The following is a 22,709-nucleotide window of genomic DNA, read 5'->3' as shown; positions in this document are numbered from 1 at the left end:
GCGCGCCGCAACGCTTACGGTGTGCGCCGCGCTGGATGGTTGACGCGGTGTTAGCCCTTGCCAGTGATGCGACGGAACTCCGCGTTGAATGACTGGTCGTCAGAGGTCGAGAGTGTGCGAAACGTACTAGCACGCGACATTGCGGTGGCATTCGGGAAAGTGAACTGGTTGGTTGCCAGATTCGGGTAGTTCTCGATCGCGTACTCGAGCGTGCCGTCAACGGGACTCACACAGCGAATCCAATCAACAACCTCTGTTGCGACCGCAGGGTCGTAGTAGAAGTTAATGAGCTTCTCAGCGTTGGTCTTGTGCTGCGCACCGGCGGGGATTACCAGTGCGTCCGTAAAGAACGTTCCTCGCGATCCCGGTAGCAAGAACTTGAACTTCTCATATCCGGCCTGAGCGTTCAGAACAGCGACGTCGCCCGCACGGGCAAACCCTGCGAGGGCTTCACCCGACTTGAACATTTCGATGTAGTCACTGCCCATTACGCCGATGATGTGCTTAGACGTGAGGTGCTGCTCGAGCACTGCGCTCGCGACCTTGAACTCATCGATTCCCCAAATATCCTTCGAGATATCGACGCCTTGAGCCAGCAGAAGCATCCCCATGGTGTGACGCATCTCGGCAAGCACCACAACTTTACCTTTGAGGTCGTCGCGCCACAGTTGCTCGACTGAAACTAGTCCGTTGGGGTACTCGTCTGCGTTCCACGCGAGGCCAATGAATCCACTTTGCCAGGGCAGCGAGTATTCACGTTTCGGGTCAAAATCCGGGCTCGCGAGTTTCTTGTTGAGATTCTCCTTGTTCGGGATGTTGCCCTGATCAAATTTCTGGGCGTAGCCGAATCTGATGAGACGCGCAGCCATCCACTCGCTGACGACGATGAGGTCTGCTCCGGTGGGCTTATCCAACGCAAGCTGGTCTTTCATCGTCAGATAGAACCCGACGTTGTCGTTGACGACATCGCGGTATTCAACGCTGATACCGGATTCTTTCTTAAAAGTTTTTAGCGTCGCCGAATGACCGCTGAGGTCTTCGTCGATGTACGACGGCCAGCTAGCCCATACGAGCGAGCTGTCAGTTTCAGAAATATCAATCGCACCCGAATCGCCAGGGGCAGCACAGGCTGCGAGAGCTAGCGCTGATGCGCCTAGTCCTGCTCCTTGCAACAGCCGCCTGCGGCTGAGTTGAGATTGCTTCGCCTGCAGCACTGACTGCTGGATCGCTTGACCCTGCGGAAGTGGTCTCGTCACGGTTTCTCCTTCGCCCCACCAATTACCCCGATGGTAGTGAGCGCAGTTTGGGTAGTTGTAGCCCCAGTTAGGAGGGGCATTATGGGCGCGTGGTAATAATTCCATGTTTCGCGCTCAAATTCGCCCCAAAAATGTGCCCAATTCGGGTACCGTGCCGCTGCGCTCTGGATCACAAGGATTGTCGCTGGCCACCCCTAGAGGGGCAGCCGCACCCTCTCAGCCCCACTTTCGCTAATCTTCCAGTAATGTCCGGCGCCGGCGGTGAGTGGGGGCGGCAGTTCCCGCGTTCGGGCGAGTTGCCGGTAGTCGCTCAGACTGCACCCATCGAGGAGAACGGTGGAGTGCGTTCTCAGAAGGCCCAGCGCGCCCCAACGGGATTGCCACTCGTCGATTGAACCGATGAGAGCAATCGGCCGACTGTTATCCGCGATGAGCAACTCTCGTTCGCTCCCTGGCGCGCCGTCGAGCATGCGAACGTGCCAGCCAGCTGCCGTGAGCGCGGCGGTGGTCGCAGCGGGTCTGCTGCTCGCGACGACGAGCTTCTCGGTACGCTGAATCGTCGCCACCGCAGCCGATTGCGGCGCTGGAGGGTAGTGGGCGCTCACCGCGACCTGCACGCGGGCCCCTTTCCATTTGCCTCCTCCGGGCGGAAGTGATGCGGTGTATTCCGCTGGTACGCCCCCGGAGAGCACAAACTCCTGCCTGTTGGCGAATCGAAGTCGCAACACGTGGGGAATCAGCTGGGCCAATGATTGCAGTGCGGGCGTCACCCGTTGTGCACTTGCCACCACCCAGATGCGCTGCGATGGTCCTTCTCGCAGCAGTCGAGCAAGCCGATCGAGCACAGTACTGCGGTACTCATCGTCAAAGCGCGAAATCACTGCGTCAAGATCATCGATCGCCAGCACTATCCCACGAGGATGGTCTCGCTGCGAGATTGCGCGATCGAGTTGAGCGTGCAACGCACTCACCGTGTCCCAGAATCCCGCCGGTTCAAGCCCACCCGCAAGCACTGTGATGTTACTCCCTACGCCCGCAGGATCGGCTGTGGGCTCCGATCCATTCGCGGGCGCGTTAGCGCCTGCGGGTGGATCAGCGGTGGCTGCAGCGACGATCGTCGCAATCGTCGTGCTCTTTCCGCTTCCCGGGGAACCCAGGATGAGAAGGTTGCCATCCTCCTCTGGAGCCCACTCGGCGACACCCTGCCGCTGCTCATCCGGCAAGTCTGTTAGGCCAAAGTAGACGGAAATCGTGCCGACAGCATCGCGGGCGTCTCGTGCACTCTGTGGCAGTGCCGATTGTCGAGCGCGAGGCGGAGATGCAGCAGCGGTGTTCCCCCTCGCCGCGCCAAGTTCTGCGATGGTAGCGAGCGGTATATATTCAGCGAGAGGTTCGCACCAGGGGCGCCGAGGACTGTAATCGGCTGGCCATCGTTCGGCCACCGAAAGCACATCGTGCGTAGTGGCCAGCGCGAACTGCACGAGTTCGGCTGAGGACGACCCGTGCGCGACCCACGCGCGACCTTTGATGCGTGCGGGTAACTCGGCGGCCCGATCACTGCCGATCACAGCGGAACTATCTGCCCCGTTATTAACCCGCAGCGATATCCGTAAATCCGCGTTTGCCAGTAGGGAATCGCGAACGACTCCCGACGGTCGTTGAGTGCAGAGGATGAGGTGTACGCCTAACGAGCGGCCACGCGCGGCAATGTCGCTGAACAGCGCGTGAAGTTCAGGGTAGTCACCCATCATTGCCGCAAACTCGTCGACAACAATCACGAGCCGTGGGAGCGCGTCAACCTCAGAAATATCTCGCGCATTTGCACGAGCAAGCGATCGCTCCCGGTGTTGGAGCTCCGCTCGGAGACTAGAAAACGCCCGGCTCGCTGCGGCCTCGTCTAGGTCGGTGATAATTCCCACAGTGTGCGGTAGTTGGGCCAAGTGCGCGAACGCGGAACCGCCTTTGAAATCGATGAGGAGAAACGTCACGTCGTCTGGAGAGGCCTCTGCGGCCATCGCAAGCACCCACGAGATGAGCAGTTCGCTCTTACCACTTCCTGTCGTGCCGCCAACGATGGCGTGGGGCCCGTGTGCGACAAGGTCGACGACTAGCCGCCCATTCGACCCCACTGCTGGTCGACTTTCAAGTGAATGTGCGCGGCGGACTGTACCCTCGGGGCTGAACTCGAGTTGTGACAGCAATTCCTCGAATGCGAGGGAGTCTGGCACTGACTCATCACTCGAGGCCAGTCCATCCCGCGAGGCGATTTCGTGAGCAGCGAGCGCCCAGACTAAGGCTTGTTCCCTGCCGAGGAATGATGGCGCAAACTCTCGACGTTGATGCTTGTCTGGGTGACCAACAACCGCAATAGAATCACCGCCAGCGTGAATTATGATCCGGTGCCCACTCGGCACTTGTTGCTCAAGCGAGACAACGCTGATCGAAACGCTCGGTGCATCATCTCCCAACTGACCCCAGTGCACGCTGGCAAGCTCGTGACCAATTGTGGGTTCCTGAACGCCGCCATCCGTTCGCAACACACGGTGAGGCAAGCGCGAGCTCCAGAGCTCAGCGCTGAATACGCCGCGAGGTCTCAGCCAGCTTGTTTTCGGGGACAGACTTCGTGCGAGTTGAATCGCCAGAGCACGCGCCAAAGCGAGAGAGAGCAGCTCGTTGCCGAAGATTGCGATTCCCAGTCTCGCATTCACCGCGATCGGAGCATCCTGCAGATTAGCGGCCAGATCGGTAAGACGTTGATAGTGCTGCGCTGTCGTTGAATCCACATGATCGCGTGCTCCTCCCCCGTCGATCACGAGGTTGCTGCGAACTGTGCCGTACCCGAGATGCACTGGCAGAACTTCACGCGGCTCCCGCATCCACCGCGACGAATCAGTCTTAACCTCATCCACCAACACAATTGCCGGTGGAGCAAGCTCAGCTAGATCCCCACTTTCGCGACGGTGATATGCCTCAATCGCTGACTGCGTCGACGAGAGATCACGTGCGAATCGCGTTGTCTCTGCACGCAAGACCTTGCGTGCAGAGACCCGCGAATCGATATACGTGCCAATAGCAGCGAGCGGTCCCAAAGCCGCGAATATTAGCGCAAACATTGATCCGGTGATCAGCCAGATCGCGACAGAGGCGACGACAGGCACTGTCGCCGCGACGACAGGAAACCGAAAAGGCGCGGCAGGCTGAAGCGCCGCTGGCAGCGTGATTCGCGGGTCAGTGGTTCTGGTATCAGTCACATACCTACTTCATCAGCCGGCCTTAGCCGACAGAGGTTTTCACTACCGCTCGTGGAGAAAGGGCCTCAGCTCACCGGTGTGAGGGAGAGTCCCCGGCACCATTAGCTGACGATGAAGAACTGCTCACCAATCTCAACCCGCGTGCCGCGCATTACCCGATAACGCTTTCCGGCCTCACAACGTTTCGGTTCTCCGCCTGGCTCACGCACGACGGTTCCGTTACCGGAGTATCGGTCGCTAATCCAAAAGGCTCCCGCTAGCTGTCCGAACTCAAGATGAGTCTTGGATACAGATTTACTGGGATCCGTTATCGGAACCACAATGTCGAACTTCTCGGACGGCTCCGGTATCGGGTTTCGTCCGACGAGGCCGGTGCCAGTCACGATCACGCTGTCGCCAGTACTGAACTGAAGGACATAGCGTGTTCCTGAGATGCCACGTTCGACAATTCTGGTGTCTTCGATGTCCTCCTCCCCCGAAGCGAGCGAGGAGAGAGGCGTCGGTGGAGCGATCGGCAGCTCAACGCGATGGTGAGACATAGGCGGCGGGGCAAGAACAGACCCGCCAGTGGAAGATCCTAAATCGCCGACAGTAGCCTCAGGCAAAACTGCATCCTTCATCGAGGGCTCTTGAGCATCTGTTAGACGCGGCACAGCACTGAGCTGTTCGAATGCAGCTTCGTGAACCGGGTGCGCATCAGCGGCCTGCTCGACAAGTTCACTCGAATTTATCTCCGACGCCGAGTCCATGGCTGCTGTCGGCGTCGCAACTGGCGGTTGGTCCACTTCTTCCGAAGCTGCCGAGGTTTCCGTCGTCAGCGGTTGCGCGAGGGTGGAAGGTTCCGCTGGTTCGACAGAAACCACATTCTCTACAGCGTCAGTGAGCGTCTCAGGCGCAGCAGGCGCGATATCAGGGGAATGTGCCATCGCAATTTCCTTCGGAAATGCGTCGGACATGGGCGCCTTGGCTGCTCGAGAGCTCGGCCCAACTCCGTGCTTCACAAACCCGCAAGTGCCACAAAAGATATCTGATTCTGACAACGAAGCACCGCACTGAGCGCACATCGCGTCGGTCGCGACCGGTGCTGCCGACGAATCGCTAAAACTCGAACGCTGCGGCTGAGCTGATTCGGTCGCTCCCGAAACGGGATTACTTTCGGGGGCCACAGCTCCCGGCTGCTCTCCAAATACTTTCGACACTCGAGGTGCCGTTCCGCTGATCGACGCTATATCGGAGTCCTCGCCGCGTTCCGCAGTTATCGGCGCAGGCTGATCGTCGACACGCTCAGATGCAACAGGCGCGAACGCGGATGCTCGCAGCCGGTCCGCAGTCGAGAAGAGCTCCTCGTCTCCCAGCGGGCGCACGGTCTTCGACCCAGTGGGTCCGGAGATTCCAGCGGCCGCGTCAGGCCGCCCGACTTTGCTCAGATCTGGTTCAAACGGTGATCGCGGTAGAGGCGAAGGCTCGACAAGAGGCTCCGGCTCAGGGGCCTTAGTTAGTTCGGTTTCGAGCTCTGGTTCTGGCTCCGGCTCTGGTTCTGGCTCCGGCTCCGGCTCCGGCTCCGGTTCTGGTTCCGGTTCCGGTTCCGGTTCCGGTTCTCGTTCTGGTTCTGGTTCCGGCACGACAGCAGGACCTGCGCCGCCAAAATCGCTGTCAGGGTCAGAATCAGCATCGACTCCAGTCAACGCAGCAGAGGCGTCCAGACTTCCGACAGCGTCGGTTTCCGGAGACTCAAAGTGCGCCGATTCGTCGTCGGCAGAATCGACGCCGTCGACCAAATCTTCTGTCTCCGCTACGCCCGCGATCTCTGCAACATCTGCAACATCCGTAAGGTCGGCGTTCTGAGGTGCCGCGAGATGGGCGAGCTCGACGTGATCGAAATCGTCAACGACGGGCTCGACTGCTTCGACTTCCTCGTTTTCCTTGGTCCCTCCAGCAGCGAAAGCTGCGGGGGTATCGTCAGGGGCAATCACTGGTTCGCGCGGTTCCGGGGCTACCAAGTCAGCTATCGACACAGGGGGCTCAGCAATCGCTGAGTCGTCGGCGGCTGTCACACTCTCTGCCGGCAAGCGGTGCTCGCCAACCTCGAAGTAGTCTGCCATCGGCGACTCCTCCGGAACCGCCAAATCTTCTGCCGTCTGCTCAACTGCGGTCGCGGGCTCACGAGCCACTAGCGGTTCACCTGCCTCAGCTGTCCGCTCAATTTGCTGCGGATCGGGCGCCGGCAGAATGCGCCAGCTGGCCTGTGGAGTAAGGTCCACTTTCCCCAGCGCAGCGACTCCGGCCAGCTGAACATCGAAGTTCACTGCAGCAGGGTTCGCTACTTCGTCGTACGGGCCGTCCTCATCGAATGGAAGAACCTCGTCATAAGATGCGTCTTCGTCTTGCTGAAAAACTTGCGCGCTCGCACCCGCACTCGGGAGTTCTGGCCCCGATAGACGCGCCACGTCGCTGGTGCCAGCGCTCGTTGACCCGTCAACAGCTTGCGCGTACTCCTCAGCTTCGGCAGGCTGCGGATCCGTCGATGAGAGCATCAGCGGCTCGCCCAACCGCAATTCGCGCGCTGACGCTGTGTGCTCATGTTGAGCGCGATGGCGAGCTTCGCCTTCTGAAATCGATGACTTTTCCGCGTGAGCGCTAACATCCGTGTCGGCAAACGCTGCCTCAGTTTCGTCAGCCCCGGTAACGATCTCGTGCAGCTGAACCGCCGTCACTGTGTCGATGATCGGCTCTGAGGGTGAGGCAAGAACCGGGATGGTCTGCTTACTCTCCTCGTTCTTGCGTCGACGTCGTGGCCCGACGGTGTCAGCGGCCTGACTCTTCCTAGCGGCACGTTTCGCTCGTGCAGATTGAGGTTTTTTGGGTGCAGCATCGGCGGTGCGGCGGGCGCGACGAGACATAGCAGGTCGCCCACATTCGGCACAGTAAACCGCATCGGCGGGCAATTGCGTCGCGCAGAAAGAACAAATCACGGGTAGTCCTCTATCGCTTAAACAGACTTGTGACACTATATCCACCGAGCGATCGCAGCGATATTTTGGTCTTGAACCGCGCCCATCGCGACAGTCCATTGTGAAGCTGATTCTCGAGTTCGGTAACGTTCGTCCAGAACGCATCGACCTCGCCTGATTGTGGATCAGCTCCGGAAAAAATTGCGCGGTCGGCTTTCACCGCAAGTTCATGGGCCGCAGGGGCTTGCACAACCGCGGCGACCTCCGTCCGGGTTCCTGACAGCGGTGGCGAGAAGCCGTGGTCAAGTATGGAGTCTTCAAACTCCTGCCAGCCGCCGCTGATTTGATCCAGCGTGGATTTAGCACGACGGCGCAGAAGGCGGCGACGCACTTTCGCCGCAATGATCAATAAGAATGGTGCGGCGATCACGAGAAGCCCCAACAACGACCAGCCAACGGTGCGAAGAACCGCCAATACTATTTGCAGAATGGGATCGACGCCTGGTTGAAGCGCTTGTTCACTATCGGGAGTTGACTGCCTGTTGACAGTATCTGATTCGATTTCGGGCGGTTGCACAATCGTGGGCGGGCGAGCGACTTGCGCGGTGTCATCCGGATCTTCTTCCGGAATTTCCCGCAGGGGTGGGTTCGGGTCAAGAGTCACCCAGCCGTACTCCGACGTGTTCACTTCGATCCACGCCGTGACATCATCACCACGAATCTGCTGATCAGAGGTAACGAATCCCAACACGACTCTGGCGGGAAATCCCAACTCATTTGCCATGATTGATGCCGCGACCGCGTACTGTTCGCCGTCGCCAATCATTCGAGGTTCGGTGAATAGCTCGGCTACACGGTCCGATGCGTGCCCTGACCTGCTCGCTGGCTCATCAACACCAACACCGTGACTGATGTAGCCGTCGGCGGCTAGGCCGCTGAGCATCGCCGCTAGGCGTTCTCCCGGTTGCGAAATCCCGCGAACATACTCATCGAGCTTCTCAGTGAGTTCGTCCGGTGATACTCGGATCGGAGGCACTTCTGCCGTGCCGGGAGTGAGCGAAGATATCTCCTCGGCACTCGGCTGAATTGGAAGTTTGCCTTCGTACGTGTAGCTGTCACCGCCTTCGAGAAGCTCCGTGACGGCAGCGGTGCCCGAGACGTCGTTGTAGTAAAAAGTGTCGCGCAAGTCTGCAGCCCGCGCACCGTCGAAGCTGATTTCTTCGAATAGTCCGACCGTCGGCAGCCACACTCCGGTGTAGTTGACGATTGTGATGGTCATCGCGACTGGGTTTCCGTCGACCTCCGATTGGTCGAAACGCGCGGGTACTCGCGCAAAGGCACCAGACGCACTCGTCACGCGACCGCTTCCGACCGAATAAACAACGCCGTCATAGCTATCGAGTGTTGCCAAACGCACTCGCGTCCCTAAAGGCACGCCCGCAACCTCGAACAGCACAGAATTCGCGGTGCTCGGCTGCCAATATCGCCTAAATCCCGAGAGCGGACTTACATAGTTCTGAGGATCGAAAGGCTCGACAATGGCCGTGCGTAGAACTGAGCGATCACTTTGCGGGGGTAGGGCGTTTGCGATACTGACAGCGGCTCCAGCGGCGATCGTGAGAATAACAACCGCGCTGATCACGGTACGAGCGCCCGCAAAACCAAACTCTCGCCGGCGACGAGCAACCCCGGCATTGTCTACCGCAGCCTCAAGAGCATTCACTGTGTCGCGTCGACGTCGCCAACGAAACCACACCATGGCGAGTGCTACGACAATGAGCAGGGTGACGGATAAAGTCACCGAACGATCTGGGTAGGTTGGACCGAACGCTACTGCGGTGAGAAAGACCACGATGGGTGGAATGACCGAGAGTTCTTGAACCTTGGTGCGAAACGCGATACTGAGCGAAACCACAGTCGCCCCCAGCACGAGAACTAGCGCGGGAACCAACAGAGCCTGATAGCTGCCAACGGGGAGCGAAATTGTGAGTAATTGCTTCCATCCCAGAGCGACGCCAAGAACCAGATCGACAAGGCCTGCAAACGTCGGAAGCACCGTGTACTGCGTCTCTGACGGGACGGCGAGCGGGACACCGATGATAAGGAACATGACAACAGTGGCCAAGGCCGTAGACCCCACTGACCACCGTCGCCAGAGAGCGACGACGGCAACTAGCGTTCCGGCTACGACGCTCACGATGACAAGCACGATCAATGCTGGGCTTCGATAAATCGGCCAGAGCGCAGCTGACGCGAGCGCGAGTGATATCCACAGCAATCCTCCGCTGACACCGGCGAACGTCGGGGTGGTTTGGCGCGTCATACCGCCGCCGATCGCGCGAGCGCACGTTTGAGTTCCTCAAGGTACCCAATCGTCAGCACGCTCAATCCTGAGACCCGGCGCAATCCCGGTACAGCTTCTGGATCGCACACGATTGCCACGACTTCTACGTTCGCGGCGAATTTCGTTGACGCTGCACGCAGTTGCTGGGAACTGACCGCTGAACCGCAAATGAGAAACGCCACAGATACACCGTCGCGTTGTTCAGACGTGACGCGGGCAACATCCACGATTCGCAGAGCAGTATCGGCGCTATTCACGCGAGTGAGGTCGTCGAGCAGTCGTGTGCTGGTCAACGTCGACAGCGTTCGCACTGCAAAAATCTTTCGTTTCGCAAATTGTGGGGTTTGCTCGCTCGCGACAACCGTAATCGTACGGGCATCCTTGATCGCTTGAGCACCCAGCGATCCTGCTACGCTCACGGCCATCTCAAATTCGTAGTCGCTGGCGTAGTCAGCGTTGGCTAGGCTCAAAGCAATGACGAGGTGGCTGCGTCGAGTTTCTTCGAACTGACGCACCATGTAACGGCCGGTTCGTGCGGTTGTTTTCCAGTGGATGTTTCGGCGTTCGTCCCCCGGAAGATACTCGCGTAGCGCGTGAAACGAAATGTCGTTGCTGGAAAGGTCTTTCGTGGGATTGCCTTCCAAGTCCCGAATGAGTCCGGTGCTGACGCTGGGAATGCTAATCGTCCGCGGGTGAACGAATACTTCGGCTGACTCGGTCCAGATCAGTTCGCGCCGCACCAGCCCTATGGGATCCGCGCGAATTGTGCGCACCGGCCCGACACTGATCACACCACGGCGATGAGTGGGGATCGGGAACTCGTGCGAGGCCGCACCGCCAGGTCGGATGCTGGGCAGTACGGCTTCGGCGAACGTTGCCGCCACAGGAATTTCGGCGACGACTCCAAGGCTGCGTCGCTTCCCAGCGTTTACTCCCCGGACTTCGCCGCTGATGGCTTCACCGACAGTAACTCGTCGTCGTTCGACATGAAGGCTGATCGTCAGTTGGCTGCGCCCAAAAAGATAGATCGCGGCCATCAGTGCCACCGCGATGCTGGCGTAGCCCACGACGATAAGTTCCATCCACGCAATCGAATATCCTGCGATGAGCGTAGTCGGTATCAACGCAAGGACAACCCAGCCGAGCGGCGTAACTACAGGGGTGATTCGGGCGGCGTAGCGAGCAATGGTGCTGCGTGCGGCGCCAACGAAGCGCACTATCGCGACAATAAGGTCAGCGAGAAACCCGGTGCGGTATCCAACGATCGAGTTCTGGCGTTATCGAGCCCGCGAACGCTCGTCGGAAAGTCAGCATCTGAGCGCGCGGACTCGCCGCTCGGACCTGACTGTTCCGGTGCGGTAAATTGAGGCGGCTCGCGCTTAGCCGGACGCTTCAGAATCGAACTCACACGGCTTGCCGCTCTGTGGGCGGAGGATTCTCGATCAAAATTTGGGCGATTACGCTCGAGGCCGTAACGCCTTCGAACTCGGCTTCAGCATCAATAACTAGACGGTGCGCGAGTACAGGCTCGGCGAGGGCTTTCACGTCATCCGGAACGACATAGTGTCGACCGTTGGATGCGGCAAGGGTCTTCGCCGCCCGCATAAGAGCAAGAGCTCCACGAACGCTGACCCCTAGCCGAACTTCAGTAGCGCTGCGGGTTGCTTCGATGAGGCGACTCACGTAGTCGTTAATAGTGGGGTCAACGTGAACTGTACGGGCGAGCTGTGCCATCTCCACCACAAGCTCCGCGCTAACAACAGGGTCGATCTTCACGGAATGGGCGGCAACACCGGCACCATCGAGAATGCGAAGCGTGGAGGCGCGGTCGGGATAGCCGATCGAGGCCTTCATGAGAAACCGGTCAAGTTGTGCTTCAGGAAGTCGGTAGGTGCCGGCCTGCTCGATCGGATTCTGTGTCGCGATCACCATGAAGGGCGCCCCCACCGGATGGGAGATCCCGTCAACAGTGACTTGTCCTTCTTCCATAACTTCGAGCAACGCAGCCTGAGTTTTGGGGCTTGCACGGTTAATCTCATCTGCCAAAACAATGTTGGCGAAGATCGGTCCCGGGTGAAATTCGAACTCGTTGTCACGCTGATCAAAAATGCTCACGCCCGTGATGTCGCCAGGAAGCAGGTCGGGAGTGAACTGAATGCGGTTGGTGGTTCCCGAAACGCTTTGCGCGATCGCACGAGCGAACGAAGTCTTGCCGGTGCCGGGGTAGTCCTCGAGCAGAAGGTGGCCTTCGCTCAGAAGAGCAGTAAAACCGAGACGAACAACAAAGGTCTTGCCGAGCAAAATTTGCTCGACGTTAGTGACGAGTCGGTTGAAGCTTTCCGCGAACCATGCGGCTTCATCGGGAGTCATGGTCATGCCGAACCTCTAGTCATAGTCATATCCGTTGTACGTTCTGTCATAGATTTGTCCGCCGTTAGCGGTCACGCGCACTACGAGAGTCGGGTTAGCGACCAGCAGAGCAACATCAGCGTGGCAGCTGCCACCGGGGGTGCTGGTGTCGGCTGTCTGCCAAGGGTCGAGCGTAACGCCACCACAGCGATAACGCACGGATTCATAGGCCCCGGCTGGCCAGTCGAGCCATTCGAACGTTCCGCTCTGATTAAGCAGGTCACCATCGGACGTAAAGGTGAGGTTGCCTACCGACGGATTAACCGGAACACCTAGCGGGAACGGCGCAGACCAGTTGGACTGGCAGATGGGCGCTGATCCGTAACTGCGGCACGCGAGCACCTGAGCGGAAATGTTTTGCCCGTACTGCTGTCCGCCATCTGCAGTCAAGAAGGAGCCCAGAGCCACCGGACCAAAGATTGTTCCTGGCACGCTACCGCCGCTCAAGCGGTAGTAGAGCGTGTAATCGCTCGTGAGCGGATCGCTTCCCATCATTCCACCGTTGACGGTGAAGTCGAACCGAACGCCGTTCGCCACAGGACCAGCAGTATTGAGCGCGGTAATTACTCCGGGCGGAGTGTGCGCGATGACCGTTGGGGAGGTGGTGCAGCCCTGGCCGTTGTCAGCGAACACAAGCATTGTGTAAGTACGGTTCGGAGACAATCCAGAGAATGTCGCCGTTGTTCCGCTTCCGACTGCCGAGAGCGCGGCACCATGGCCGGTAATCGAGCCGTTAGCCGCACACGTCGGCGCAGTACCGGTGTACGCGGCAGCGGTATAGGCCGTTACCGGCCGACCGTTCTCGTTGAATGCTCCTGGCCAAGAGAGTGTGGCGGTGGAGTCGTTGACGACGCTGGCGACAGGCGCTGCCAAAGCAATCGGTGGTCCTGCGGGGATTGCGCTGCGCGGCTCACTGGTGTTCCACACCGATAGCGCTGTGTACGCTGCATTTCGGGGGCTGACCGTGTAGGCGACCGCCACACCATTGTCGAGCACCCATGTAGACGGGGTGTCCCAGGTGCATGTAACGGCATCACACTGGGTGAGGCCAAGCGAAATCTCGAGACCGCCGACGACAACCCGATAGCGGTCAACGGGCGAACCGCCAGCGGGCGTCGGAACCGCGTTCCACGTGATCCTGAGACCGTGATCGAGAGGCGAAGCGCTCAGGGACGTCGGAGCAACCGGGATGATGTCCGACCACACTGCATCGGCAAGCGTCACCGGCTCAGATTCACCTATCGCGTTGACGGCGACGACGGTCACCTTGACGGAGTTGGTTGGCCCGTTTCCCGTGGTTGGAATCGCACAGGAAGTTCCAGCACATTGAGTCGTATTTACAACAACAGTGCCCACGCGCGTGGTTACGCGGTAGGTCGTGATCGGGGAGTTATTTGACGGCCCGGCGTTCCAGCGCATCATGATGGTCTTGTCGCCGAATCCGCTCGGACCAAGGTTCGAGACTGGGTCGGGGCGGTCCTGAACGGAAACGACCACTGTGCCCCAGACGTAACGGGACTCATCCTTCGTACCGTCCGCAACACGATATTGAAGATTCACATCACCGGGAACAGCGTCTGCGGACACTGTCACTGTCAGCTTGCTGTTGTCGCTATTGGGAACAATTGTGAGGCCGGGAGGGACTGCTCCTCCGCCAAGGCCGCGAATGTCGACGACCCTCAAGGGCGAGCCAGGGAAGGGATTGGTTGATGCGTCGTTTGCGAGCACGTCAACGACGGTGGTTTGTCCACGTTTCGCAATCACGCTATCGGCCGCGGGGCTGGCAAGTGGTCGCGTCGACGCGACGACATTGAGCTCGATTCGCCCAGACTTTCCTTCAGAGAGATCGTCTTTGACCCCCAAGGAGATTGCGGTTCGCGTACCTTTCACTGCGCTGTTGTTGGCCTTGAGCTTGAGTACCGTGCCCGCGAGCGAATAGGTGAATCCTTCAGGAAGCGGACTCAGAATCGAGTAAACGAGCTCCTCGAGGTCATCCTCATACGGATAGTTCGTTAGCTTGACGAGGTCTATTTCCTTTTCTTGGCCAGGTTCAAAATCGATAACCGCCCCGCCGAATACTGGTGCCTGATTGTCACGCGGAAGTACGTCTATCGGCAAGACAAGAATCGCGCTTCGACCTTCAGGGTCCGTCGCCGAGACCCCATCGGTAACTTCGAATGAAATGGATGCCGGTCCAAAATATTTCTCGGCCGACGTGTACACCAGCGTGTCCTCGTCTCGCACGAGGTTAGATCCATCGCTGTGGGTCGCGAGCACCGTGCTCGAGTCGGTGAGGCGAACAGGGTTCTCGCCAACCGCGATGATGTAGTCGTTGAGGTCAATTACCAACGTGCTCTCGCTATTAACCGTCAGCTTCTTGGCACGGCGGTCAATCTGGGGCAGAGCGTCGTTGTAGCCCGGAACCTTGATGAAAGCGAAGCTGAACGCTGTGGGATCGAGAGGGTTCGTTACGCGGAAGGGAATGATCTGGCTAGAGTCCCCGACCGAGACCTCGATCTTCTTGTCGGAGGTAACTCGAGCGAAGTCACCGTAGCCCTCATAAATTGCCAGAGCGAGCGTGCGGGGATCGCCGTCGGCGAAGAACACCCCAGAAAGCACATCAACGGTTACTCGATTGCGGTCAAGCACGTCAGACAGCGTCAATACGCTGTCGGTGGCCACTGGATACGCCGGTTTTGCCTCAGGATCGACCGTCACCCGGATGAAGTTCTGGCTCGAACCACCGGTCTCGTTCTCGATCACATAGATAATTCCGTAATCTCCGGGAATATCAGGCGGCGTTACATTCACCACGTCGCCGTCGATCTCCGCAACGGTGACGCCGTCGTTTGGTTCGACAGAAACGACAGACAGCCGACTTCCATCGGGGTCAGAGTCGTTAGCGAGCACCTGGACGGACACGGTTATTCCCGGTTTAACGGTAACTTCGTCGATGATGGCGACCGGATTTCGCGCACCGTCAAGGCGCGGACTAATACCGATGTTGATTTCACCATTCGCTCGCGCACCCAAAGAATCGATCAAGGTATAGCTAAAGGTGTCCGTGCCTGCGGAGTACTCCCCTGCCTGGTAAACGAAAGTGTTGGAATCAACTTCTAAGACCGCACCCTTGCTCGGATTGGTCGCTTGACCCAGCAGTTGCACCGAGTCGCCATCGGGGTCTGCAGCAGTTAAGGGAATCTGGACCCGCACGGTATCGCCGGCGAGAACCCGCGCGGTCACTGTTGGCGGTACCGGAGGATTATTGCTCGCGGGGTCAAGTTCACGCACAGCAATTCGCACAATGGCGGTAGCCGACTGGCCGTCCGGGCCAGCAACCTGATACGCCGCCGTGAAGTTACCGGTGCGGTCTGGGGCTAAGTAACGCAGCACCTCACCTGAGGCAAAAAGCAGACCTGAATCGTCGGGGAGGTCTTGCGCCATCTTGGGCACCAGGGTGAGTTCGAGACCATCCGGGTGTTCGTCATTCTGAAGCACTCGGATGTCGACAGCTTGACCAACGCGAACCGTCACTAAGTCGTCATTGGCAATCGGCGCTTGAAACCGCGACGGCGCCGGGATTTCGACAACAGTGATCACGCCGACGGCATCCGCAAGTCCGTTGCTTATTCGATAGTTGAAAGACACCGGTCCGTTATCCAGCGGATCTTCGAGGCTGACACGAACGAGGCGCTGTTCCAGGATTTCGGCACGTACGCCAGACCCCACAGGCAGGTTCATGATTTCTGTGACGAGCAGTACCCCGCCGGCGGGGTCGACATCAGTGCCGGCGACATCGATTCGTTCATTCTGCAGAGTCTGTACAAAGATCGTTTTCGGCACGGTGATTGGTGCCGTGTTCGCGTCTGGGGGCGCCACCACGTCGATGCGCACGATCGCGGTATACGTCAGATTGCCGTCGGTGACGACGTACTCGAGATTATGGCTGCGGATTTCATCGCTCTTGAAACGGAAGGTGCCCGTCTCGTAGCTCGGTACAACCTGAGCACCAGTTTTTGCCGGAACGCTATTGAGCCGGATGTTGCCGTTGCCTCCGCGAACGTGGCTCAGCGGTGAAACGGTGACTTCTTTGCCTGCGTACGCAAGCACGACGAAGGGATCTGCCTCAATCGGTACTTCGCCGGGAGCTTTGACCGCGACGGAAATGCTGCCCGAGCTTTCGCTATCGCCATCGGAGACCACGAGGGTGACAATCTTGAGCTCACCGCCGGCCCCAGAATCTGAGAACACGACGTCGCCGCCCGGTTGGTAGCTCACGGCGTCTGGTGAAGCCACCGATGCGTTTGTCAGGTAGAAAGGGTCGCCGTCGGGTCGACCCAGTCGCCAAGAACTTGGTCGGAGATCCGACCGCTGGTTTGCACCGTGAATTTAGTGGCGCGCATTTGTTGGGGAGGCGAATTCTCAGAGTCCGCACGAATCTCGACGACAACATTGGCCGAAGCAGTCCCTCCACGGCCGTCACTTACCGTGTAACTGAAACTCACTTGGCCGCTGACACCCGGTTCAAGAGTGATCTGAATCTGTTGACGCTCGTTGATGCGGTCAATTCGACCGAGAGCGGGATCGATCGTCAGCAGCGTCTCAACGACGAGCACATCGCCGTTGGGGTCGTAGTCGTTTAATAGCACGGGAAGCACGGTTGCTCGCCCGGGTCGTGCTCCAAAAACGTCATCGACGGCGACGGGAGCTTGCTGAACTTTGTCGACTTCTGGTTCCAGATTGAGAAGGTTCTGTTCAACTTCTGGTTCTTCTTCATCTGTCGTGATGAGTTGGCTCCAGTTGTTGATGAGTTCGCCATCATCCTGCACAGCCCACGTTCGACCACTGAGCCGGTCGTTCAGCACCGCGCGTGAGCCGTTAACGGAGTAAGAGAGTTGCGCATTGGCTTCCATCTCAGCCAATTGCAACATCACACCATTACCGGCGTCAGTGGGGCATCGTCGCCAGTTTTCTCCACTGGTCCAGGCCGCGAATTCGCAGTCGCCAATTCTCAACGGCGGCGCCGCTATACCGGACTGGCCGGTGGCGAGGCCAACGGCAGCTGCACCACTGAGAGGAACGCTCAGCACACCCTCGCTGTAGCCGACCAGAAATCGTTCGCCGTCAATCGACGGCACTTGCAGCACCGGGCCAGTTCCGCCATCGATAAGGCCGGTCAGGTCCACAGTTCTGCCATCCAGATACAGCAGTTGAGCGTCCGAATCGAGAATGGCCCACTCACCGGCAACGGACGAAATGCTGAGCTCTGCCGTGGTATCGAGATCGAGAGTGACGCTTGATTCGGCGGTGTCAGAAATCGAGGCGTTTACCCGAAACAGTTGACTAGTTGAGGGGGAAAAGGCGAACATCACGCCATTTTCATCGACGCTCACAATCGCATCAGCACCGAGGCTCAATGATGCGGGAGACTCCGCATCGAAATTGAGAAAATCGTCGTACGAGCGAATCCACACTTCGCCTGTACCGTGCTCCAGGACGACAACGTTATCGGCCGCAAAGTAGACTTCGGGCTGGTTCGGCGGAAGCGCAACGCTCTCCGAAACTTCAGACAGCGCTGGGTCGACGACGTCGATCGCACTCTCGGCCCGATCGAAGAGCAAAACATTCTCGCCATGTTGCACGACTTCAAGGTCGGCGCTTTGAGCGTCGACAACCGAGTTGATCTCGTACACTTCAGTGCTCGCGCGACCGATGGCCTGCTGTTGATTATTGGCGACCCACACGGCGCCATCGGCAAGATCGACATGTTGGGCGGTGTAGCCCGTCGATACAACTGCGACCGTCGCTACTAGAGCGACGATCGCCGAGATACTCACCGCGCCGACAACCGTTGATCGACGCGCCTTGCGAAAGCCCCTAACCACAGCCACGACCAGATGTCCCTAGTGTCATGGCAGCACTGCGCATTTCTGGGCGCTCGACGGCCCTGACTTGCCGTCTCGGGTCACCGTTACCGCGACGCAAACGTTCTCCCCTGATTCCGCGTCGACGACGAAGTTGGGTTCACGTTGCTGCAAGGGTGGCTGACCATCGGTGGTCGTGATCTGGTAGGAGTCGCCGGCTTCAAGCCCCGGATCGAGCCACGAAAACTCCACGACGTCGCTCGAGACCTTCGCGCTAATATCGCTGACGGTCGGGATACCGCTCGCGCCCGCCTGCAATTGCGTGAACGTCACCGCCGCTCCTAGAACAACGACAAGTGCTGCCACGATCACGCCAACCCACGCAAGGGCTTGCTTTCCCCCGCCGCGCGGTATCGGGCTCGTGCCGGTCTTTCGACGCGACATCTTGTCACCAGCGGCTTCGCTGTCAAACGACCCGAAACTTTCATCGATAGCTGCCGGGCGACGACGTTTACGACGCTGTGATGATGAGATTGTCGCCGTTTGGCCAGGTCGAACACGAGTGCGGTCCTCGAGCTCTGCGACGGTCGCGAGCGCCCAATCATCCATCGCGACTTCAATGGGAGTCTGCGACAACCCAAGTTCGGACTCCACTGCCTGAAGCTCATGAATCAGCTCTAAGACACTGCCCTGACGGGATTCCGGTTTGCGAGACATTGCCCGGTTTAGGGCTCGTTCAAGGCTCTCAGGCACGTCGCTGCGCCCGGTGGGTCGCGGCTTGGCTCGATTGATGCGCGAAATTAAGTCGGTAGATTTGTTCGACTCCCCGGGCACCTCGAATGGCGATCGTCCGGCCAGGAGCGAATACACGGTCGCGGCATATGACCAGAGTTCTGATTCGATTGTGCCGGCAGTTTCGTCCATCAGCACTTCGGGAGCTGACCATGGGATGGACATACCGACAGCTTCAAGATTTTCGGACTCGCTGAGTGTTGCCGCAATTCCAAAGTCAGAGAGTACTGGGTGGCCATAGGCAGTGGTCAGAATATTCGACGGCTTAATATCGCGATGCAATACGCCCGATCGGTGCGCAGTTTCAATCGCACTTCCAATCTTGATCGCAATGCGCAGCACCTCGGGAACGGGCAGGCGCTCGGCGCGATATCGCTGGCTGAGTGTCGAAGAACACAACTCCATCACCAGGTAGGGGCGACCGTCTGACGACACGCTAGCCTGATAGACCGTAAGAATCGACGGATGCGAGCTGAGCTGGGCCATGAGGTTTGCTTCGGCTTGAAACATCTGACGTACTTGGTCGTTGACGATCTCACTCAGCATGACCTTGACGGCAACTTGGCGTCGGGGCATGTTCTGCTCATAAAGGAAAACGTCGGCGAAGCCACCGGAGCCCAAAACGTGAACATGCGAGAACCCCGGGAGGGCGGGGGGATCTGAAGGCAGTCTTCGAGCCACAGCACACCCCTAACATGTCGACGAGTTCGACCATTCTAAGTGAGCGATTAGCTCAATATCCGGATTCTGCCCCTTGTTTGGGGTCAGAACGTATGTCCCCAGTATGGAGGACCTACGGCTTAGTCCACTGTAGGTACTTCTAGCACGTCGACGATGATCGCGGTGATGTTGTCTCGGCCACCGCTGTCAAGCGCTGAATCTATCAGCGCCTGAACCGCGACCGAAGGCTCCTGGCGTTCAGCTAACTGCCGCGATAGCTCCGATTCTGACACTTCGCGGGTGAGACCATCCGAGCAAATCAGCAGTCGTTGTCCGACGTGTATCGGCACCATCCAAAAATCTGGAGAAGGAGCGGCGTTAAACCCGATCGCTCGCGTGATGATATTTGCATCGGGATGATCGTCTGCTTCATCGCGAGAGATGAGCCCGGCATCCACAAGATCTTGCACTACTGAGTGATCGCGAGTGATCTGAGTGAGGGTGTCATTTTCGAAGGAATAGACCCGACTGTCCCCCACGTTGAACACCGCGAAGCATGCCGAATCGTGTTGTTCGGTAATGACGGCACCGGTGACTGTCGTGCCGACGCCCAGTTCGCTGTCTTGGGCAATGAGTCCGATGTAGTCCGTCGCACGCTCAAGCGCACGCTCAACCGCTCGAGCGGGCATGAAATCTCCCGTGATGGCGTCATCGAGTCGCTCAACAACAGCAGCACTGGCCAGATCACCGGCGGAGTGCCCACCCATTCCGTCAGCGACGGCAAACATCGGTAAACGAGCGACATAGCTGTCTTCGTTTGCGGCGCGCCGATGGCCAGTGTGCGTGCCTGCAGCCCAAGCGAAACCAAATTTTTGATCTGCTCGCCCCGGTAAGGCGATGGTGTGGCCAGAGTTGTTGCCGCCGATTTCGGTCACGGCTACCTTCCTGCGCGTGTTACTCCAGACGCCGCCGTGGCAGAATCCGAATGATGTTTCCGTCTCCAATATCTACTAGCGTGCCAGCGGAGACGACCACTGACTCACCTTGTCGAAGTTTTTGCGCAGCATTGCCCGGAACTTGAACAATCGAACCGTTTGTTGAACGAAGATCTGTCACGATAACTGAAGAACCGAGTTGGCGCACTTCGACGTGAGTCTCAGAGACTTCCCGGGTCGGCGATTGAACCGCGACGAGTCGGGGCCCGACTCCGCGAACAATTCGGGGCGGTCGGGGATCGCGCCCAAAGACACACGGGTGCTCAAGGTTGTGTGCGCCAGACGCGCCGTCTAATTGCACGCGGTAATAGAGCGCTAGCGCTTCAGCGGATTGCGGCGCGGGGGTACGTGCCGACGTGGCTTGCTTGACGTTGGCACGCGGAAGAACCCGAGGAGGCTGCTGCACGGCGGTCGCCGGTGTTGAGGCCGCCGCTGACGCCGGCGAGGCCTCCGAGGCCCCTGACGTCAAGCCCAACGTCGGAGCCGGCCCCGAATATGGCTGCACAACATCGGGCTGCTTGCGTAGCCGAATAATGATCGTGTCATCGAGGTCGGGCTCAGTCGGCTGCACGCTGGGGCGTTGGCCCGCAGTTATCGTGTCGTCGAGGTCTAGCTTCACGCCGCAAGTTTAGGCCCGCTTCATCGTTTCGCGTGGGAGCGCATCACGCTTGTCCGATAAAACTCATGACGTGCTTGATCCGGGTGTAGTCCTCGAAGCCGTAGCTCGACAGGTCTTTTCCGTAGCCGGAGTGCTTGAAACCGCCATGCGGCATTTCAGCAACGATCGGGATGTGCGTATTAATCCATACGCAGCCGAAGTCCAGGTGCTTGGCAAATCGCATGGCCCGACCGTGGTCCGAAGTCCAGACGCTGGAGGCCAGACCGTAATTCACGTCATTCGCCCACTGAAGGGCTTGTTTTTCATCGCTGAACTTCTGCACCGTAATGACGGGCCCGAAGATTTCATTCTGCACCGCAGAGTCGTCTTGGTTGAGTCCAGAGAGGATGGTCGCTTCATAGAAGTAGCCGCGGTCTCCCTGACGTTGACCCCCTAGTTCAACGTGGGCGTGCGACGGCAGTTCTTCGACCACTCGCGAAACCTGAGCTAGTTGGTTTGCGTTGTTGACGGCGCCGAAGTACACGTCTTGGTCTGGCGCACCTGTCTTAGCATTTTCGCGAGTCCACGCCACGAGTGCTGCAACGAATTCGTCGTGCACTTCGGCCTGAACAATCACTCGCGTTGCTGCAGTGCAATCTTGACCAGCGTTGAAGTAGCCGGCTGCGCCGATTCCAGCGACGGCAGCGCTGATGTCGGCATCGTTGAATACCACCACGGGCGCTTTGCCCCCGAGTTCCAAGTGAACCCGTTTGAGATCGACGGATGCTGCTTTCGCAACTTCCATTCCTGCTCGCACCGATCCTGTGATGGAAACCATCTGTGGGGTCTTGTGGTCGATCATGAGTCCGCCCGTAGTGCGGTCCCCGGTAAGCACGTTGAAAACGCCGGCAGGAAGGAACTCGGCGGCAACTTCTGCGAAAAGAAGCGTCGATGATGGCGTCGTGTCGCTCGGCTTGAGAACCGTTGTGTTGCCAGCGGCGATTGCCGGCGCTACTTTCCAGACCGCCATATTAAGCGGGTAGTTCCAGGGTGCAACCTGACCGATTACTCCGATCGGCTCACGTCTTATCGACGAAGTGTGGTCCTTCATGTACTCGCCGGATGCCATCCCTGACAGGTGGCGGGCTTCACCGGCAAAGAATCGAATTTGGTCGACGGACAAGAGAATTTCATCAGCCACGAGGCTGGCGCGCGGCTTGCCAGTGTCCTTCGATTCCAGATCAGCGAATTCGTCTGCTCGGGCTTCCATCGCGTCGGCGATGCGGAACAACGCGAGTTGCCGCTCGGCCGGGGTGGTCTCACCCCAGGTTTCGAACGCCTTTGCTGCAGCGCCATACGCATCATCGACATCCGCAGCGGTCGACACTGGTGAGGTTGCGTAGCTCTGCTCGGTTGCCGGATCAACGACATCAAAGCTGTTCTCGGTTCGCGCAGAAACGTATTCGCCGTTGATGAAATTTCGGATCTCAGAAGTACTCATTCCACCAAGATACCGATCCTGCCTTCAGGAATCCACCGCTGGACTGACGATTTCCACTGTGAAATGAGTAATTTGATGCGGAATCGCT

At 58.6% G+C, this 22,709-nt stretch carries 12 protein-coding genes; all 12 read right to left on the bottom strand.

Features of this window, described 5'->3' with window-relative positions; all coding sequences use genetic code 11:
- Positions 1-50 precede the first annotated feature (50 nt).
- The gene (locus tag ON14_RS10775; protein ID WP_010205105.1) at positions 51-1,256 is read right to left on the bottom strand and encodes an ABC transporter substrate-binding protein; all 1,206 of its coding nucleotides are present in this window, start codon (positions 1,254-1,256) and stop codon (positions 51-53) included.
- Positions 1,257-1,450: 194 nt separating this feature from the next.
- Positions 1,451-4,507 (bottom strand): FtsK/SpoIIIE domain-containing protein, encoded by a 3,057-nt coding sequence (locus ON14_RS10770; protein ID WP_010205104.1) that lies wholly within the window; start codon positions 4,505-4,507, stop codon positions 1,451-1,453.
- Between the two features lie 101 nt (positions 4,508-4,608).
- Entirely contained in the window at positions 4,609-7,407 is a 2,799-nt protein-coding gene (locus ON14_RS15250) for an FHA domain-containing protein (RefSeq protein ID WP_010205103.1), read from the bottom strand.
- An 82-nt stretch (positions 7,408-7,489) separates the two neighbouring features.
- Entirely contained in the window at positions 7,490-9,781 is a 2,292-nt protein-coding gene (locus tag ON14_RS10760) for a transglutaminase-like domain-containing protein (protein WP_010205102.1), read from the bottom strand.
- Positions 9,778-11,019: a DUF58 domain-containing protein gene (locus ON14_RS10755; protein ID WP_010205101.1), complete on the bottom strand. Its 1,242-nt coding sequence runs from the start codon at positions 11,017-11,019 to the stop codon at positions 9,778-9,780. The genes ON14_RS10760 and ON14_RS10755 overlap by 4 nt, the downstream gene beginning before the upstream one ends.
- Before the next feature lie 187 nt (positions 11,020-11,206).
- Positions 11,207-12,178: an AAA family ATPase gene (locus ON14_RS10745; RefSeq protein ID WP_010205100.1), complete on the bottom strand. Its 972-nt coding sequence runs from the start codon at positions 12,176-12,178 to the stop codon at positions 11,207-11,209.
- Between the two features lie 9 nt (positions 12,179-12,187).
- Positions 12,188-16,507 (bottom strand): Ig-like domain-containing protein, encoded by a 4,320-nt coding sequence (locus tag ON14_RS10740; protein ID WP_050993051.1) that lies wholly within the window; start codon positions 16,505-16,507, stop codon positions 12,188-12,190.
- Positions 16,508-16,518: 11 nt separating this feature from the next.
- Complete coding sequence (locus ON14_RS15715) at positions 16,519-18,102, bottom strand: Ig-like domain-containing protein (protein ID WP_050993050.1); 1,584 nt, start codon at positions 18,100-18,102, stop codon at positions 16,519-16,521.
- 18 nt (positions 18,103-18,120) lie between these two features.
- The gene (locus ON14_RS10735) at positions 18,121-19,548 is read right to left on the bottom strand and encodes a serine/threonine-protein kinase (protein ID WP_010205099.1); all 1,428 of its coding nucleotides are present in this window, start codon (positions 19,546-19,548) and stop codon (positions 18,121-18,123) included.
- Between the two features lie 119 nt (positions 19,549-19,667).
- Entirely contained in the window at positions 19,668-20,462 is a 795-nt protein-coding gene (locus ON14_RS10730; RefSeq protein WP_010205098.1) for a PP2C family protein-serine/threonine phosphatase, read from the bottom strand.
- 19 nt (positions 20,463-20,481) lie between these two features.
- A complete protein-coding gene (locus tag ON14_RS10725; protein ID WP_010205097.1) occupies positions 20,482-21,141 on the bottom strand; it encodes an FHA domain-containing protein in 660 nt (219 codons plus the stop codon).
- A gap of 43 nt (positions 21,142-21,184) precedes the next feature.
- Positions 21,185-22,621: a gamma-aminobutyraldehyde dehydrogenase gene (locus ON14_RS10720; protein WP_010205096.1), complete on the bottom strand. Its 1,437-nt coding sequence runs from the start codon at positions 22,619-22,621 to the stop codon at positions 21,185-21,187.
- Between the last annotated feature and the right edge of the window lie 88 nt (positions 22,622-22,709).

Source organism: Salinibacterium sp. PAMC 21357, from assembly GCF_000247645.1.
GTDB lineage: Bacteria > Actinomycetota > Actinomycetes > Actinomycetales > Microbacteriaceae > Rhodoglobus.
This window is presented reverse-complemented; position numbering and strand designations above follow the sequence as displayed.

Excerpts from the sequence above, each read along its gene's own strand:
- ON14_RS15250 (WP_010205103.1), bottom strand. The coding sequence starts at position 7,407 with ATGTCTCGTCGCGCCCGCCGCACCGCCGATGCTGCACCCAAAAAACCT.
- ON14_RS10760 (WP_010205102.1), bottom strand. The coding sequence starts at position 9,781 with ATGACGCGCCAAACCACCCCGACGTTCGCCGGTGTCAGCGGAGGATTG.
- ON14_RS10745 (WP_010205100.1), bottom strand. The coding sequence starts at position 12,178 with ATGACCATGACTCCCGATGAAGCCGCATGGTTCGCGGAAAGCTTCAAC.
- ON14_RS10720 (WP_010205096.1), bottom strand. The coding sequence starts at position 22,621 with ATGAGTACTTCTGAGATCCGAAATTTCATCAACGGCGAATACGTTTCT.